Source organism: Bradyrhizobium sp. HKCCYLS3013, from assembly GCF_051167615.1.
In the GTDB taxonomy this organism is placed as follows: Bacteria; Pseudomonadota; Alphaproteobacteria; order Rhizobiales; family Xanthobacteraceae; genus Bradyrhizobium.
Window position 1 is genome coordinate 341,092 of record NZ_JBNPTK010000002.1, and the last position, 16,489, is coordinate 357,580.

Below are 16,489 nucleotides of genomic sequence, written 5' to 3' on the forward strand. Positions count from 1 at the left end.
CAGCTCCGGCGTGACGCGGTCGCGGCCCCTCACAGATACCGGCTCGGAGCAAAGGCGGAGGCGTCGAACGACGGCGCCTCGCCCGCGATCATCGCGGCGATCGCCGCGCCCGTGGCCGGCCCCGTGGTGAAGCCGATATGCTGGTTGCCGAATGCAAGCCACAGGCCGGAATGCCGCGGCGCCGGCCCGATCATCGGCAGCGAATCCGGCAAGGTCGGCCGCGCGCCGCGCCAGGGCTGAGCCACGGCCTCGCCGAACTCGACCACGCCGCGCGCCAGCGGCACCACCTGCTCGAGCTGGGCGAAATTCGAGCGTGCGTCGCGATCGGTCAGCTCGACGCCGCTCGTGACCCGCACGCCGTTCTCCATCGGCGTCATCAGGAAGCTGCCCTCGGCGTCGTGGATCGGACGGTGCAGCATGCGCGCAGGATTGGGCGTGAACTCCTGGTGATAGCCGCGCTCGAACGCCATCGGCACCCGGTAGCCCAGCGACCTGAGAATGTCCGGCGACCACGGGCCGAGCGCAACCACGACATGGCGGGCGCGGATCTCGCCGTCGCCGAGCACGGCGCGCCAGCCGTCGCCATCGGACAATAGCGCCCTGATCTCCGACTGCCGCAGCATGCCGCCCGCGCCCTCGAACATCCGCGCATAGGCCTTGGTCACGTTGCCGGGCGAATCGACCGACGCCGTCTGGCTGTGCAGCAGGCCGACCTTGTAGACCGGCAGCAGGTTCGGCTCGAGCGCGGAAATGCCCTGGCGGTCGAGCAGCTCGCTCTTGATGCCGTATTCGGCCAGGAAAGCCTGCTCCGCCTTGGCCGCTCCGACGGCGTCGCTGCGCCAGGCCTTGAGCCAGCCGGTCTCGCGGATGCGCTGCGGCTCGCCCGACCTGACGATCCAGTCGCGATGCAGCTTCAGCGACGCGCCAATCAGGCCATGCAGGGCGGTGGCACGCGGCCTGACGCGGGACTCCACGGCATTGGCGAGGAAGCGCAGCACCCATTCGACGTTACGTAGAGTCCATGCCGGATCCCAGCGCAGGGCTGCACTCCGGTTGCCGAGATAGGACGGCAGCGCTGAGAACAGCGAGGGTTTATTGAGCGGCAGGATCGAGCCGGAGGACAGAATGCCGGCATTGCCGTACGATGTCTCCTCGCCCGGCGCCTTGCGGTCGACCAGCACCACCGAAAGCCCGCGCTCCCGAATGGCGTAGGCGGAGGAGACGCCGACGATCCCCGCTCCCAGCACGACCACGTCGGCTGTCTGCTGCACGCTCTCCATCGTCACTCGATCCATCTGCTGCTTACATCAGGGTCAGGCCGCCATCGACCGGCAGCACCGCGCCGGTGACGTGGCCGGCGTCTTTCGCCAGCAGGAAGGTCACGGCGGCGGCGATGTCATCGGGCTCGGCGAGGCGCTGTTGCGGATTGGCCGCCGCCGCCGTCTGCCACGCGGCCGGGTCGAGCGAGCCGAGCCGCCCCGCATCCTTGCGCGTGTATCCGGGCACGACGACATTCGCCGTGCCGCCGCACGCAGCCAGCTCGATGGCGAGACATTTCACCAGCGCCTCCAGCGCCGCCTTGGCGGCGGCCGAGGCGGGAAAGGTGCCGCCCGGCACGAAGCGATGCGCGACGAAGCTGGAGATCGCGACGACGCGCGCATCCGCGCTTCGCATGAGGTCGGGGAGTGCGGCGCTGGCGAGCTCATGAAAAGCCGCCGGCATCACGGCGAGCGAGCGGTCGAGCCCGTCGCGCGGCAGATCGCGAAAGCTGCGGCGGTCGGCAAAGCCGGCGGCATGCACCACCGCGTCGATCCGGCCGAACCGCGTGCGGGCCGCCGCCACCAGTTCGGCGCCCACACCCGGCCTTGCCAGGTCACCGCAATGAAACGCGGCTTCGGCGCCGGCCTCGCGGCACGCCGCAGCGACCTCCCGCAGACGCGCCAGACCCGCTTCGTCGGCCCCCTGCCCGTGCAGCATCACGGCCTGTCCCGGCGCGGAGAGGCGGCGCGCCACGGCCGCGCCGATGCCGGCTCCGCTGCCGGTGATGATGGTGACACGCATCGTGCCTCGTCTACCCCTCGGTTTCGCGGGGCGGACTATAGGTCTCACACCTGCCGATGCCAACACGCGGGCGGACATGCACCGATGTCCGCCGCGCGGGTCTGCGTGTCACAGATGTTCGGAAACGTCTAGCTGATCAGCTGTTCAGCATTTGGCGCCGACACTGCACTTGTTGGTCGACTGTGAAATCGTGCCGCCCTTGCCCTGGCAGGTGGCGGCATAGGCATTCACGCAGGCGACCTTCGCGGATGTGCAGCCCGCATGATCGTTCTTCACGCAGATCGTCTCGCTATAGGTCTCGATCGTGCTGCCGCCTTTCTTGCAGACGCACATTCCGGTGACTTCGGCTTTTGCGGCAAAAGCGCTGTCGACACTGCCGAGCGCGGCAGCAGCAAACAAAATCAGGGACAGAAATACGCGCATCGTATCCTCCATGAACAATGGCAATACATTCAGTATGCGCGCTCTGCGCACGAGATACAACTTTAAATTGTTTCAATTGCCATCCACGATCGAGGCTCGCGCCTCCAATCCACTGATGCAGGTCAGGCGGTGAGACGTGCCGCGCGCCGCAGGGCCTGCGGCGGCTGGCCGAAGGCGCGAATGAAGGCGCGACGCATCCGCTCAGGATCGCGAAAGCCGGTCGCCTCGGCCACCAACTCGATCGGCTGATGCGAAGCCTGCACCCGATCGCGCGCCACCTCCAGCCTGAGACGCTCGATCGCCTTCGACGGCGTCGTGCCGGTCTCGGCCACGAAGGCGCGGGTGAAATGCCGCGTGCTCATGCCGGCACGCTCGGCAAGGTCGTCGACCGTCAGCGGCGCATCGAGATGCTCGCGCGCCCAGGTCAGGAGTTCGGCGAAGCGGCCGCTCGGCGCCTTCAGCTCCAGCAGCGAGGAGAACTGCGACTGCCCGCCGCTGCGGCGATGGTACAGCACGAGCTGACGTGCGGTCTTCTGCGCGATCTCCTCGCCGTGATCGTCGGCGACCATGGCGAGTGCGAGATCGATGCCGGCAGTGATCCCAGCCGAGCTCCAGACGTTGCCGTCGCGGACATAGATGCTGTCAGGCTCGAGCTTCACATGGGGGTAGGCGCGCAGGAACTGCCGCGTGCGCTGCCAATGTGTGGTCGCGCGCCGCCCGTCCAGCAGGCCCGCTTCGGCCAGCACGAAGGCGCCGGAACAGATGCTGGCAAGCCGGGTGCCGCGCTGCGCGACCTTGCGAACGAAGTTCAGCGTGCATGTGTTGCGGCTCGCGGCTTCCACACCCTCGCCGCCGGCGATCAGCAGCGTGGTCAGCGCCGACACCGGACCGAATTTGCGCGCCAGCATCTCAGCCCCCGATGACGACCGCACGGGTCCGGGCGTGGCGGCGATGACCCTGATCGATGGCGTGACGCGCGCATAGCGCGCGGCGATCTCGAACACCGAGATCGGCCCGGCGGCGTCGAGCAACTGAAAATCGGGATAAATGAGCACGCCGATCATGGGGATGGCTCCGTGGCCCGCGCTGTCCGGAAACGAGGGAACTTTGGCATATGAGCCATCCAGCGGACCATGCAGAATGACCGCCGTCAAGCACCAGACCTGCGAGCACCGCCATGCCCCGACCGATTTCGATCGCTCTCGTTCTGTTTCCCCAGGTGACCCAGCTCGATCTCACCGGACCGGTACAGGTGTTCTCGAGCGTGCCCGGTGCAACGCTGCACCTGGTCTGGAAGAAGATCGAGCCGATCCCGACCGACTCAGTTCTCACGCTGCTGCCGACGACGACCTTTGCCGACTGTCCGCAGGCGGACGTGATCTGCATTCCCGGCGGCTTCGGCGTCGACGCCATCCTCGGCGACGCCGAGGTCATCGGCTTCATCCGCCGCCAGGCCGAAGGGGCCAGATACGTCACCTCGGTGTGCACGGGCTCGCTGGCGCTCGGCGCCGCCGGCCTGCTGGATGGCTATCGCGCCGCGACCCATTGGAGCGCGCGCGAGTGCCTGCCGCTGTTCGGCGCCACCGTCAGCACCGAGCGCGTGTGCATCGACCGTAACCGGATAACCGGCGGCGGTGTCACGGCCGGCATCGACTTCGCGCTGACCCTGGTGGCGCAGCTGGTCGATCGCCAGACGGCCGAGGCCATCCAGCTCAGGCTCGAATACAATCCGGCGCCCCCTTTCACCGCTGGTTCCCCCGACACGGCGCCGCCCGAGGTGGTGTCACGCATGCTGGAGCGGATCGCACCGTCCCGGAAGCGGCGAATCGAGGCGGCGGAGCATGCGGCGGCCGCCCTCCGGACCAACCCGTCGTAGCGCAGGCTTGCCAGGCTCCCGAAAGCAAAGCGGCCGCCCGGAGTTCGGGCGGCCTCTTCCGATCGGGTCATCTCGCGCGAAATCGAATCAGCCGCCAGGAGTCCAGGGCTGATAATCACCGGTGGCCTTTGGCCTGCGACCGCTGCCCAAGGTCGAGCCGGCCGGGCGATACGCCAGCGCGGTCCCCGTCAGGTTCGGCTGATGCGGCTTTTCCCACTCGCGCGGCTTGTAGCCGTCCTGAGTCGGCGGCACGTCGACCATGTGATGCATCCAGCCGTGCCATTCGGGCGGAATACGGCTCGCTTCGGCCAGGCCGTTATAGATCACCCAGCGCCGCTCGAAATGCAGCACCGGATCGATCTTGCCGCCGGCGGTCCGATAATAGCGGTTGCCCTGTGCATCCTGCCCCACGAGCTCGCCGAAGCGCCAGGTCCACAATTGGGTGCCGAAAGTCTGGCCGTTCCACCACGTGAAGAGCTTGAGAAAGAACTGTTTCATGGGCTTGGGGCCGGTTCTGTGAAGGTCCCGGTTCTGATGCCACCCCGCCCGCATCTTGTCCAGTGTTGCACCGCCTCCGCCCGCGACGATGTATCGGTTCACGGCGGGGAACGACATCCGCGGCCTGCGGTTAGGTCATTTTCCCCCTGATGGAGCGATAACGATGACCAGACTGAAGACGTGGAGCACGGCGGCGGCAGTGGCGCTGATTCTGCCGCTGGCGGCAGCGACGACGAGCTTTGCCCAGGGTCCGGGCGGCGGCGGTCGTGGTCCGGGCGGCGGCGGTGGTGCCGCCATCGGCGGGGGCGGTGGCGGTGCGATCGGCGGCGGCGGACGCGGCGGCTTTGCGGCCGGTCCGAGTGGCGGCGGCATGAGCGGCGGCAGCTTCGCGGGACGCGCAGCCGTTGGCGGTGCAGCGCTGGCGGGTCGCGGTCCGGCGGCCGGCGCCAACGTCGCCGTCAACACGGGTGGCGCCCGCGGCAATTGGAGCGGCGGCAATTGGAGTGGCGGCGGCTGGCATGGCGGCCACCGTGGCGGCTGGCATCACCGCGGCGGCGGCTTCTGGCCGGGCGTCGGCGTTGGCGTCGGAATCGGGTTGGGCAGCAGCTATGCCTACTACAATGATCCGTATTATTACGGACCCGACTATTACTCCGACTACTCGTACTATGACGACTCCGCGCCTGTCGCCGTCGTTGGAACCGAAGGCGTCGACCCGAGCTACTGCGCACGCAGGTACCGCTCGTATGATCCGGCTTCGGGAACTTATCTTGGCTATGATGGCATTCGCCACCCATGCCCGTAAGAGTCTGACGTCGTAGCTACGACAACAGAAGGCGGCGAGGCTATCCTCGCCGCCTTTTTCGTGCCGTATTGTTGTTTGTTTTGTGTCTAATGCGCCACGTTGCAGGCTGATTTTCGCCCATATTTCAAAATGTGCCCCGCGACGTGCAGATGATCGGCCCGTTCCGGTCCAATATCGTTTCAGCTCGTGATTCTGCCCGTTTGGCCGCTTCGCAGGCTTGGTTGATATCAGTTGATGGACACATGGATTTTCGCGGGACTCGCGCAGTGCAAACGCCGCGGGTGAGCGGCTTGGGCCTGCCGCCCGCGAACGCGCCAAGAACTTCGAACAAGGAGGCGCGCCTTGCCGACATATCTTCACCGCTTGGACGCAGCTGCATCGAAGCTCGGAGCATGTGGCTGGCCGCGATTGTCCCCGGCCCGGTGGCGGACATGTCGATGATTGAGAAACGCAGATGACCTATCAGCGCCTCGCATTGGGGCTCGGTCTTGGAACGCTGCTGGCGATCGGCGCCGCGTCCACGGCGCTCGACATCAAGTCGCGCCACGACGCGGCCTGGGTGAATTCATCGCTCGACATCCTGCAGAAGACCTCCGATCTGCGCCTGCTGCTACGCGAAGCGGAAGCGGCCTCTCGCGGCTACGCACTCGTCGGTGAAGATCAGTTCAGGACGGAGTTTGCCGATGTCAGCACGAAAATTCCGGTCGCCATGGCCGAGCTGCGGCGCGCCGTGGCCGACAATCCCGAACCGCTGAAGCTTCTGACCGAGACCGAAGCCCTGGTTGCCCGCAGGGTCGAGCTCGCCGCGGAGCTGATCCGGTTGCGCGCCGCCTCCGATCGTGCGGGGCTCGAAGCGCTCAGAAGCCGCGCCGAAGGCCCGGCGACCATGAGCGAGATCACGGCCCATCTCGACCGTTTCGTTGCCGATCAGCGCGAGCTGCTGACGCAGCGTTCGATGACGTCGAAGGCCACCGGATCGCTGTTGCTCACGATCGACCTGTGCGGCCTCGCGCTGCTGCTGATCATCGCCTTCTACCTCATCCGGCGGACCTATCTCCACGATCGTGCGCTGCGCGCGTCGCTGGTCCGGTCCGAAGCCGAGGCCATCTCGCTGGCGGAAAAGGCCGAGCAGCAGCATCTCGACCTGATCGCCGCCCATGAGAAGCTGCGCCATTCCGCCGAGATCCTGCAGAACACGTTCAACAGCATGGCAGAGGGCGTGCTCGTCATCGATGCCGCGGACACCGTGGTATTCTCGAACCCCGCGGTCGAACATCTGCTTGGCTACAGCCCGGAAAAGAATCTGGCCGACGTCCGCGCGCGCCTCCGCGTCTACGAAAGCGACGGCGTGACGCCTGTCGCAGCCCACGACCTGCCGACGCCGCGAGCCTTGCGGGGCGAGAGCTTCGACCGCCGCGAGCTGATCGTCTACCGGCCCGACCGGGACGAGACGCTGCGACTGATGATCTCCGGCCGCCCGCTGCGCGACGCCGCGGGCGGCATCACCGGCGCGGCGATGGTCTATCACGACATCACCACGGCGCACGAGACCGAGCGGCTGCTGCAGCAGGCGCAGAAGCTGGATGCGATCGGCAAGCTCACCGGCGGCGTCGCACACGACTTCAACAACATGCTGACGATCATTACTGGCACCATCGAGACGCTGGCCGACGAGGTGAAAGACCGCCCCGCCGCCGCGGCGACCGCAGCGCTGATCGGACAGGCGGCAGACCGCTGCACCGAGCTGATCCGGCATCTGCTCGCCTTTGCCCGCAAGCAGCCGCTGCATCCGCGCGACAGCGACGTCAACAGCACGATTCTCGACATCGCAAAGCTGCTGCGTCCGACGCTCGGCGAGCAGATCGAGATCAACTCGATCCTCGAAGACGAGACGCTGATCACGCACATCGATTCGGCGCAGCTCGCCAACTCGCTGGTCAACATGGCGATCAACGCCCGCGACGCGATGCCCAATGGCGGCAAGCTGCTGCTGGAATCGCGCCGGGTGGTGCTCGATGAGGCCTATGCCTCGGCCAACGCCGGCGTGACGCCCGGGCCCTATGTCATGGTCGCCGTCAGCGACACGGGCACTGGCATGTTGCCGGAGGTCCGCGACCGCGCCTTCGAGCCGTTCTTCACGACCAAGGAAGCCGGCAAGGGCTCCGGCCTCGGCCTCAGCATGGTCTACGGCTTCGTCAAGCAATCCGGCGGCCACATCAAGATCTACAGCGAGGAAGGACGGGGCACCACGATCCGGCTCTACATCCCCGTGCCCAAGGGACAGGCTGCGAGCCCTGCTCCGCCCGAGCCGCCGCCGCCGCGCGGCGAGGAGACGATCTTTATCGTCGAGGACGATCCCCTGGTGCAGGATTTCGTCGTGTCACAGTTGCAGAGCCTCGGCTACAAGACCATCACCGCATCGACCGGGGTCGAGGCGCTGGCCAAGATCGACTCCGGCCAAAGCTTCGATCTCCTGTTCACCGACGTCATCATGCCCGGCGGCGTCAACGGCAAGGAGCTCGCCGAGGAGGCGCTGCGGCAGCGGCCCGGCACCAAGGTGCTGTACACGTCCGGCTATACCGACAACGCGATGGTCGAGCACGGCCGCCTCGACCAGGCGGCGCTCCTGCTCACCAAGCCCTATCGCAAGTCGGAGCTCGCCAAGATGGTGCGGCTCGCGCTGGCAGACCCCGCCGATGACGCCCTGGCCGATGATGCGTTGGCCGAGAATGCCTTTTCCGAGGACGTGCCGACGCGCGCTCACTTTTCCTGACTCGACCATCGCGCGGATCGGAACTGCGATCGTCCCGGAGCTCGGCGCCAAAAAATTCCGATGGAAACCTTCCCATGCAGTTGGCAGGACACGACGGCATCCCGCGCCATTGGAGGCCACCGATGATCCGCCGGCGCGTGGTGCTGGGGCTCGGCCTTGGAACTCTGCTCGCGATCGGCGCCGCGTCGACGGCACTGGACATCAAGGCGCGCAACGATACCGCCCTCGTCGAGCACACGATGGAGGTGCTGGAGAAATCCTCCGAGCTCCGCGTCCTGCTGCGTCAGTCAGAAGCGGCCTCGCGCGGCTTCGCCTTGTCCGGAGCCGACCGGTTCATCGCAGAGTTTCAGGAGACGAGCGGACTCATCCCTGCGGCCTGGGCCGACCTGCGAGGGCTCGTCCGGGACAATTCCTCGCAGAGCGAGCGGCTGCGAGCAATTTATGGCATCGTGCAGCGGCGCATCCAGCTTGCCGGCGAGCTGATCCGTCGCCACGCGGCGAACGATCGCGACGGCCTGCAGGCGCTGGCGGCGAGCGCGGCCGGTCCGGCGGCGATGACGACGATCAACCAGACGCTCGACGCCTTTACCGACGACGAGCGCCGGCTGCTGGCGGACCGCGCCACGATCTCGCGACGAACCGGGTCCTGGCTGCTGGCGGTCGACCTCGCCGGCGTCGGCCTGCTGCTCCTGATGTCGGCCTATCTCGTCCGGCGCGCTCGTCTTTCCGACCGGGCGCTGCGCTCGTCCCTCACCCTGTCACGGGAGACCGCGACCTCGCTGGAAGCCCAGGCCGTGCAGCAGCGCAGCGATCTCGCCGCCGCCTATGACGAGCTGCGCCGCTTCTCCGCCATTCTCACGAACACCTTCAACAGCATGGCCGAGGGCGTCCTCGTCGTCGATCCCGAAGGGACCATCATGCTGTCGAACCAGGCGATGGGACGTTTCCTGGGAACGAATGTGGGCAAGACCTTCGCCGAGATGCTGGCCGCAAACCAGTTCTACGAGAGCGACGCCGCCACCCGCATTGTCGACGAGGAGCTCCCGATCGCGCGCGCCTTGTGCGGGCGGTCGTTCGACCGCCGCGAGGTCGTGGTCAAGCCGACCGACGGCCGGCCGCAGTTCCGCCTGATGGTCAGCGGTCGGCCGCTGCGCAACTCCGCAGGCGCGATCAGCGGCGCGGCGCTGGTGTATCACGACGTCACCGACGTGCACGAGACCGAGCGCCTGCTGCAGCAGGCGCAGAAGCTCGATGCCATCGGCAAGCTCACCGGCGGCGTCGCGCACGACTTCAACAACATGCTGACGATCATCACCGGGTCGATCGAGGTCCTGATCGACGCGGTCCGTGACCGGCCGGCGGCGGCCGAGTTCGCGGCCCTGATCGGCAGGGCCACCGATCGCTGCACCGAGCTGATCCGGCATCTGCTCGCCTTCGCCCGCAAGCAGCCGCTGCGTCCGCGCGACATCGACGTCAACGCCACGGTGGAGGACATCGCCAAGCTGCTGCGGCCGACGCTGGGCGAGCAGGTCGAGATCAGGACCGTTCTCGCCGACGAGGATCTCATCGCCCATGTCGACTCCGCGCAGCTCGCGAACGCGCTGGTCAACATGGCGATTAATGCGCGGGATGCGATGCCCGACGGCGGCAGACTGCTGCTGGAGACGGCGAAGACCACGCTCGACGCGGCCGATGCAGCGGCCAATCCCGGCGTCGTGCCGGGCTCCTACGTCATGGTCGCGGTCAGCGACACCGGCAGCGGCATGCCGGCCGAGGTGAAGGATCGCGCCTTCGAGCCGTTCTTCACCACCAAGGACGCCGGCAAGGGCTCCGGTCTCGGCCTCAGCATGGTCTATGGCTTCGTCAGGCAGTCCGGCGGCCACGTCAAGCTTCAGAGCGAGCAGAACCGCGGCACGACGATCCGGCTCTATCTGCCGGCGGCGCAGGCGGCGCAACAGACCGAGCCGGAGCACGAGCAGGCGCTGCCGCATGGCCGTGAGACGATCCTGGTGGTCGAGGACGATCCGCTGGTGCGCGACTTCGTGCTCGCCCAGCTGCAGGGCCTCGGCTACACCACCCTCGTCGCCTCGCAGGCCTCGGAGGCGCTGGCCATCGCCGCGCAGAACGAGCCCTTCGATCTGCTGTTCACCGATGTCGTCATGCCGGGCGGCATCAGCGGCCGGCAGCTCGCCGAAACCATCATGACGACGCGCCCCGCGCTCCCCGTGCTCTACACCTCCGGCTATACCGGCGATGAGATGGTCGAGAACCAGCAGCTCGTGCCGGACGCGCTGCTGCTGACCAAGCCCTATCGCCGCGCCGAGCTTGCGCAGATGGTGCGACGCGCGCTGGACGGCAAGCCGGCTGGCGCTAGCCGCGGGTCGCCATCGCCACCGCGGCCAGCGTGAACGCCAGCGCGGCCACCTGCCCTGCCCCGAGCGGCTCGCGCAGCGCGATCGCGGAGGCCAGGACGCCGATCACCGGCACCGCCATGGTGCCGATCGCCGCCACCGAGGCCGGCAGCCGCGACAGCGCCGCGAACCAGGCGACATAGGCGACGCAGAACTGGATCACGGTGGAATAGAACATCAGCGCCCAGTCGAGCCGGTCGAGCTTCGTCCAGTCGGAATGCTCGACCGCGAAGCCCACGATCACGATCGGCACGCAGCCGATGCCGATCTGCCAGGCCGCCGCCGACAAAGGCGGCAGCCTGATCGGGAGCTTCTTGGCCATCACCGTGCCGAGCGCGAAGCCGAACGCGCCGCCGAGCACCATCAGGATCCCAGGCAGCTTGTCGCGGCTCGCGTTCAGCCCGTTGCTGCCCATGATCGCGGCCAGCCCCGCGAACGCCAGCACCAGCGCCAGCACGCGCAAGAGCGTCGGCCGCTCGCCGAGGATCGGCCAGGCCAGCAGCGAGGCCCACACCGGCATGGTGTAGGCGATCAACGCCGCCTCACCCGCCGGCAGCCACAGCAGCGCCAGTCCCATCAGCACCATCCAGGCGGTGACGTTGAGCATGCCGGCCAGGATCAGCCGCGGCCAGACCTCCGATGGCACGGCAAGGCTCTGGCTGCGGATGACGGCCAGCAGTGCCAGGAGAAGCGCGCCGACCACCCCAGTGGTTCCGCGCAGGGTGAGCGGCGGCAGCACGCCGACCAGATGCTTGGTGACCGGCCAGTTGAAGCCCCAGCCGAGCGAGGTGATGGCGAGGAACATCAGCCCGGCGGGCGTGATCCGCCCGCTGGTCACTGGCTTGTCTGTCATGGAATCACCGGCGCCGTCCGAGGGAGGACGACCTTGCCGGCGTTTTCCCGGCCACACCAGGGATTGTGGGGCATGCCTGCCCCGCGAACGCTCCGTAGGCGCCCGTGAGTCCCGCTGATGCAAGCAAAACACGCCGTTTGCACGCGAATAAATCTGCCCCTGTGAACAGCGGGACGAAGCCCTGTGGACAGCGCTCCGAACAAATTTTTCCGGTTTCGAATCCGCGAGGACTCGCCGATAGTTACGGCCATCACGATACCGGCACACGCCCTGGTTATCCCGTACTTTCCCCCATATTTAGTGTTTGGTTAGGGAACCCCCACTAGTCCTTGACGGGGGAAGCGGAGTCGTCCTAGCTTCCGGCCCGGTTCGGCGCACAGTCATGTTTCGGGTCTGGCCGGCCGCTTCCCTCGAGAGGGTTCGAAGACGACCGCGCCGCCGTCCGTACGGCTGCGGGCGTGGGTCGCCGTCTGCCCTGTGTACCAATCGCTGCGCCGCCGCGCCCCGGCGGGGAACCCACTAGATGTGGGGTCTCCCCTGCAGGGACGACGGAGCAGAGCGGCGGAAGTGACGCGTTGAGAACAGGCGGCGCAGGCAGCGGACGGGCTGCACGCGCCGCGCAGGAAGACGGGGCGAGACGCCGGACAACGGCGCAAGGCCTTCGGCTTCGAGGCTGAACAGATGCGGACCGGGCAACCGGTTGAACTGCGGCGGCAGACGAGTTTCCCGGCAGCGTCCGGGGACTTCCAGCCGCCGCCTTTGGATGCAATGATCCCGGCCGCCAAACGCGGTCCGGCAAGAACAATTGGGGCTCGCGATGCGGATTGAACGGCGCAACACCACCGAAGGACAGTCGCCCTATGCAGGGATCGACTTCCGCCTGACCACGTCCGAGATCAAGAATCCGGATGGCTCCGTGGTGTTCCGGCTCGAGAATGTCGAGGTGCCCGAGTTCTGGTCGCAGGTCGCCTCCGACGTGCTGGCGCAGAAGTATTTCCGCAAGGCGGGCGTCGCCGCGCGCCTGAAGAAGGTCGAGGAAGAGACCGTGCCGTCCTGGCTGTGGCGCGCGGTGCCCGACACCGACGCGCTGGCCGCGCTCCCCGAGAACGAGCGCTACGGCAGCGAGCGCTCGGCCAAGCAGGTGTTCGACCGCCTCGCCGGCTGCTGGACCTATTGGGGCTGGAAGGGCAACTACTTCTCCTCGGAGGAGGACGCGGTGGCGTTCTACGACGAGCTGCGCTTCATGCTCGCCAAGCAGATGGTCGCGCCGAACTCCCCGCAATGGTTCAACACCGGTCTGCACTGGGCCTATGGCATCGACGGCCCCGGCCAGGGCCACTATTACGTCGACTACAAGACCGGCAAGCTGACCAAGTCGAAATCGTCCTACGAGCACCCGCAGCCGCACGCCTGCTTCATCCAGGGCGTCGAGGACGACCTCGTCAATGACGGCGGCATCATGGACCTGTGGGTGCGCGAGGCGCGCCTGTTCAAATACGGCTCCGGCACCGGCTCCAACTTCTCGCGGCTGCGCGGCGAAGGCGAGCGGCTGTCGGGCGGCGGCCGCTCGTCCGGCCTGATGAGCTTCCTCAAGATCGGCGACCGCGCCGCCGGCGCGATCAAGTCGGGCGGCACCACGCGCCGCGCCGCCAAGATGGTGGTGGTCGACGCCGACCATCCGGACATCGAGGCCTATATCGACTGGAAGGTGAAGGAGGAGCAGAAGGTTGCGGCGCTGGTCACCGGCTCCAAGATCAACCAGAAGCACCTGAAGGCCGTGATGAAGGCCTGCGTCAATTGCGAGGGCTCCGGCGACGACTGCTTCGACCCCGAGAAGAACCCTGCCCTGCGCCGCGAGATCAAGCTCGCGCGCCGCGCGCTGGTGCCCGACAACTACATCAAGCGGGTCATCCAGTTCGCCAGGCAGGGCTACAAGGACATCGACTTCCCGATCTACGACACCGATTGGGATTCGGAGGCCTACCTCACGGTCTCCGGCCAGAATTCCAACAACTCGGTGTCGCTGAAGGACGACTTCCTCCGCGCCGTCGAGACCGACGGCGACTGGAGCCTGATCGGCCGCACCAACAAGAAGGTCGTCAAGACGCTGAAGGCCAGGGATCTCTGGGAAAAGATCGGCCACGCCGCCTGGGCCTCGGCCGATCCCGGCCTGCACTTCAACACCACGATGAACGACTGGCACACCTGCAAGGCGTCCGGCGACATCCGCGCGTCCAATCCGTGCTCGGAATACATGTTCCTAGACGACACGGCGTGCAACCTGGCTTCCGCCAACCTGCTGACGTTCTACAACACCGAGACCAAGCACTTCGACGTCGGCGCCTACGAGCATCTCTGCCGGCTCTGGACGGTCGTGCTCGAGATCTCCGTGCTGATGGCGCAGTTCCCGTCGAAGGCGATCGCCGAGCTGTCCTACGAGTTCCGCACGCTCGGCCTCGGCTATGCCAATATCGGCGGCCTGTTGATGACCATGGGCCTGTCCTACGACTCCAAGGAAGGCCGCGCGCTGTGCGGCGCGCTCTCGGCCATCATGACCGGCATCGCCTACAAGACCTCCGCCGAGATGGCCGGCGAGCTCGGATCCTTCCCCGGCTACAAGAAGAACGCCGCGCACATGCTGCGCGTCATCCGCAACCATCGCCGCGCCGCCAAGGGCGAAGCGACCGGCTATGAGGCGCTCTCGGTCGCCCCGGTGCCGCTCGACCACGCCCACTGCCCGCAGGTCTCGCTCGTCAGCCATGCCATCCAGGCCTGGGACGACGCGCTCGCGCTCGGCGAGACCAACGGCTATCGCAACGCCCAGGTCACCGTGGTCGCCCCCACCGGCACCATCGGCCTGGTCATGGATTGCGACACCACCGGCATCGAGCCTGACTTCGCGCTGGTGAAGTTCAAGAAGCTGGCCGGCGGCGGCTACTTCAAGATCATCAACCGCGCCGTGCCCGAGGCGCTGCGCGCGCTCGGCTATCGCGAGAGCGAGATCGCCGAGATCGAGGCCTATGCTGTCGGTCACGGCTCGCTGTCCAACGCGCCCGGCATCAACGCCTCGACCCTGAAGGCCAAGGGTTTCACCGACGAGGCCATCGCCAAGGTCGAGAAGGCGCTGCCGACCGCGTTCGACATCAAGTTCGTGTTCAACAAGTGGACGCTCGGCGAGGAGTTCATCACCAAGCAGCTCGGCGTCTCCGCGGAGGCGCTGGCCTCCCCGACCTTCGAGCTGCTCGCCGCCATCGGCTTCACCAAGCGCGAGATCGAGGCCGCCAACGTGCACATCTGCGGCGCGATGACGGTCGAGGGTGCTCCGCACCTGAAGGCCGAGCACTATGCGGTGTTCGATTGCGCCAACCCCTGCGGCAAGATCGGCAAGCGCTACCTCTCGGTCGAGAGCCACATCCGCATGATGGCGGCGGCGCAGCCGTTCATCTCGGGCGCGATCTCCAAGACCATCAACATGCCGAACGACGCCACGGTCGAGGACTGCAAGGCGGCGTATCTCTTGTCCTGGAAGCTCGCGCTGAAGGCCAACGCGCTGTACCGCGACGGCTCGAAACTGTCGCAGCCGCTCAACTCGCAGCTCATCTCTGATGATGAGGACGAGGACGATGCGGTCGAGTCCTTCTACGAGAAGCCGATGGCCGCGCGTGCCACCCAGGTCTCGGAGAAGATCGTCGAGAAGCTGGTCGAGCGCATCGTCGTGATGCGCGAGCGCGAGAAGATGCCGGATCGCCGCAAGGGCTACACCCAGAAGGCGGTCGTCGGCGGCCATAAGGTGTATTTGCGCACCGGCGAGTATGATGACGGCCGCCTCGGCGAGATCTTCATCGACATGCACAAGGAGGGCGCGGCGCTGCGCTCCTTCATCAACAACTTCGCCATCGCGGTGTCGCTGGGCCTCCAGTACGGCGTGCCGCTGGAGGAGTATGTCGACGCCTTCACCTTCACCCGCTTCGAGCCGGCCGGCCCGGTGCAGGGCAACGACTCGATCAAATACGCGACGTCGATCCTCGACTACGTCTTCCGCGAGCTCGCCGTCAGCTACATGTCGCGCTTCGACCTCGCCCATGTCGACCCCTCCGAGAGCAATTTCGACGCGCTCGGCCGCGGCGTCGACGAAGGCAAGCCGTCGGAGGACGGCCCCAGCCAGCAGGCCGCGAAATACGTCTCGCGCGGCCTGACCCGCTCCCGCACCGACAACCTCGTCGTGATGCGCGGCGGCTCGGCCACGTCCACCGGCGGCTCCGTTCCCTCCCCCCTCGTGGGGGAGGGTCAGGGAGGGGGGCCCAGGATCTCCGCTCTCTCCTCTTCTAGGGCCGGCGACTCCGCCGTCGCCCTGAAGCAGGAGGCGCAGCACGACCTCTCGCCCACCGAGAAGCTCGAGGCCCTGCAATGGAGCAAGGCCGGCACCGCCAACGCGCAAGTCGCCTCCAAGGCCGAACGTCGCGCCGAAGCCAAGGCCAAGGGCTACGAAGGCGAGATGTGCTCGGAGTGCGGGAATTTCACGCTGGTCCGGAACGGCACCTGCATGAAGTGCGATACGTGCGGAAGCACGACGGGGTGTAGTTGAATATAGCGCTTCAGAGGCAGCCGCCAGATTCCAACAAACTGACCAGTTGCCCCACAACCTGTCCGGACTTTAGCCCGGACAGGTTACGATCTTAGCCCGGACAGGTTACGATCAAGGGTCAGTCCGGTTCTACCTCACGCGAGCTCGACTCCTAAGCCAGACGCCCAAATCATTATCCACCACTTTTCAACCTTAGATGCGCAT

11 protein-coding genes are annotated in these 16,489 nt (G+C 66.9%); 5 read left to right on the top strand and 6 right to left on the bottom strand.

Annotation, left to right across the window (positions count from 1 at the left end; all coding sequences use genetic code 11):
* Window positions 1–29: 29 nt before the first annotated feature.
* From ACQR1F_RS05645 to ACQR1F_RS05660, 4 genes are all read right to left on the bottom strand, one after another.
* Window positions 30–1,280 carry an NAD(P)/FAD-dependent oxidoreductase gene (locus ACQR1F_RS05645; RefSeq protein WP_434912718.1) on the bottom strand — a complete coding sequence of 417 codons (1,251 nt, stop codon included), beginning with the start codon at window positions 1,278–1,280 and terminating at the stop codon, window positions 30–32.
* Window positions 1,281–1,302: 22 nt separating this feature from the next.
* Entirely contained in the window at window positions 1,303–2,061 is a 759-nt protein-coding gene (locus tag ACQR1F_RS05650) for an SDR family NAD(P)-dependent oxidoreductase (RefSeq protein WP_316180786.1), read from the bottom strand.
* 144 nt (window positions 2,062–2,205) lie between these two features.
* Window positions 2,206–2,496: a hypothetical protein gene (locus ACQR1F_RS05655; RefSeq protein ID WP_316180788.1), complete on the bottom strand. Its 291-nt coding sequence runs from the start codon at window positions 2,494–2,496 to the stop codon at window positions 2,206–2,208.
* A gap of 110 nt (window positions 2,497–2,606) precedes the next feature.
* Window positions 2,607–3,548 carry a GlxA family transcriptional regulator gene (locus ACQR1F_RS05660; RefSeq protein WP_434907572.1) on the bottom strand — a complete coding sequence of 314 codons (942 nt, stop codon included), beginning with the start codon at window positions 3,546–3,548 and terminating at the stop codon, window positions 2,607–2,609.
* A 113-nt stretch (window positions 3,549–3,661) separates the two neighbouring features.
* On the opposite strand from ACQR1F_RS05660, the gene ACQR1F_RS05665 reads away from it, so the two are divergent.
* On the top strand, window positions 3,662–4,360 hold the full coding sequence (locus ACQR1F_RS05665; protein WP_434907571.1) for a DJ-1/PfpI family protein: 699 nt from the start codon (window positions 3,662–3,664) through the stop codon (window positions 4,358–4,360).
* An 87-nt stretch (window positions 4,361–4,447) separates the two neighbouring features.
* Here the strand turns inward: ACQR1F_RS05665 and ACQR1F_RS05670 are convergent, their stop codons facing one another.
* Window positions 4,448–4,858 (bottom strand): NADH:ubiquinone oxidoreductase subunit NDUFA12, encoded by a 411-nt coding sequence (locus ACQR1F_RS05670; protein WP_315800436.1) that lies wholly within the window; start codon window positions 4,856–4,858, stop codon window positions 4,448–4,450.
* 163 nt (window positions 4,859–5,021) lie between these two features.
* Between ACQR1F_RS05670 and ACQR1F_RS05675 the strand changes: the two genes are divergently transcribed.
* From ACQR1F_RS05675 to ACQR1F_RS05685, 3 genes are all read left to right on the top strand, one after another.
* The gene (locus ACQR1F_RS05675) at window positions 5,022–5,663 is read left to right on the top strand and encodes a BA14K family protein (protein WP_434912650.1); all 642 of its coding nucleotides are present in this window, start codon (window positions 5,022–5,024) and stop codon (window positions 5,661–5,663) included.
* 454 nt (window positions 5,664–6,117) lie between these two features.
* The gene (locus ACQR1F_RS05680; RefSeq protein ID WP_316215699.1) at window positions 6,118–8,436 is read left to right on the top strand and encodes a CHASE3 domain-containing protein; all 2,319 of its coding nucleotides are present in this window, start codon (window positions 6,118–6,120) and stop codon (window positions 8,434–8,436) included.
* 122 nt (window positions 8,437–8,558) lie between these two features.
* Window positions 8,559–10,844, top strand: a complete 2,286-nt coding sequence (locus ACQR1F_RS05685; RefSeq protein ID WP_434912651.1) for a CHASE3 domain-containing protein — start codon at window positions 8,559–8,561, stop codon at window positions 10,842–10,844.
* Here the strand turns inward: ACQR1F_RS05685 and ACQR1F_RS05690 are convergent.
* Complete coding sequence (locus ACQR1F_RS05690) at window positions 10,807–11,700, bottom strand: DMT family transporter (RefSeq protein ID WP_434912652.1); 894 nt, start codon at window positions 11,698–11,700, stop codon at window positions 10,807–10,809. The genes ACQR1F_RS05685 and ACQR1F_RS05690 overlap by 38 nt on opposite strands.
* A gap of 817 nt (window positions 11,701–12,517) precedes the next feature.
* On the opposite strand from ACQR1F_RS05690, the gene ACQR1F_RS05695 reads away from it, so the two are divergent.
* Window positions 12,518–16,285, top strand: coding sequence for a vitamin B12-dependent ribonucleotide reductase (locus tag ACQR1F_RS05695; protein WP_434912653.1), 3,768 nt, complete (start codon window positions 12,518–12,520; stop codon window positions 16,283–16,285).
* The last annotated feature ends 204 nt before the right edge of the window (window positions 16,286–16,489 follow it).

Bases quoted from the DNA above. Each gene is read 5' to 3' on its own strand.
- ACQR1F_RS05645 (WP_434912718.1), bottom strand. From the start codon at position 1,280: ATGGAGAGCGTGCAGCAGACAGCCGACGTGGTCGTGCTGGGAGCGGGG.
- ACQR1F_RS05650 (WP_316180786.1), bottom strand. From the start codon at position 2,061: ATGCGTGTCACCATCATCACCGGCAGCGGAGCCGGCATCGGCGCGGCC.
- ACQR1F_RS05655 (WP_316180788.1), bottom strand. From the start codon at position 2,496: ATGGAGGATACGATGCGCGTATTTCTGTCCCTGATTTTGTTTGCTGCT.
- ACQR1F_RS05660 (WP_434907572.1), bottom strand. From the start codon at position 3,548: ATGATCGGCGTGCTCATTTATCCCGATTTTCAGTTGCTCGACGCCGCC.
- ACQR1F_RS05665 (WP_434907571.1), top strand. From the start codon at position 3,662: ATGCCCCGACCGATTTCGATCGCTCTCGTTCTGTTTCCCCAGGTGACC.
- ACQR1F_RS05670 (WP_315800436.1), bottom strand. From the start codon at position 4,858: ATGAAACAGTTCTTTCTCAAGCTCTTCACGTGGTGGAACGGCCAGACT.
- ACQR1F_RS05675 (WP_434912650.1), top strand. From the start codon at position 5,022: ATGACCAGACTGAAGACGTGGAGCACGGCGGCGGCAGTGGCGCTGATT.
- ACQR1F_RS05680 (WP_316215699.1), top strand. From the start codon at position 6,118: ATGACCTATCAGCGCCTCGCATTGGGGCTCGGTCTTGGAACGCTGCTG.
- ACQR1F_RS05685 (WP_434912651.1), top strand. From the start codon at position 8,559: ATGATCCGCCGGCGCGTGGTGCTGGGGCTCGGCCTTGGAACTCTGCTC.
- ACQR1F_RS05690 (WP_434912652.1), bottom strand. From the start codon at position 11,700: ATGACAGACAAGCCAGTGACCAGCGGGCGGATCACGCCCGCCGGGCTG.
- ACQR1F_RS05695 (WP_434912653.1), top strand. From the start codon at position 12,518: ATGCGGATTGAACGGCGCAACACCACCGAAGGACAGTCGCCCTATGCA.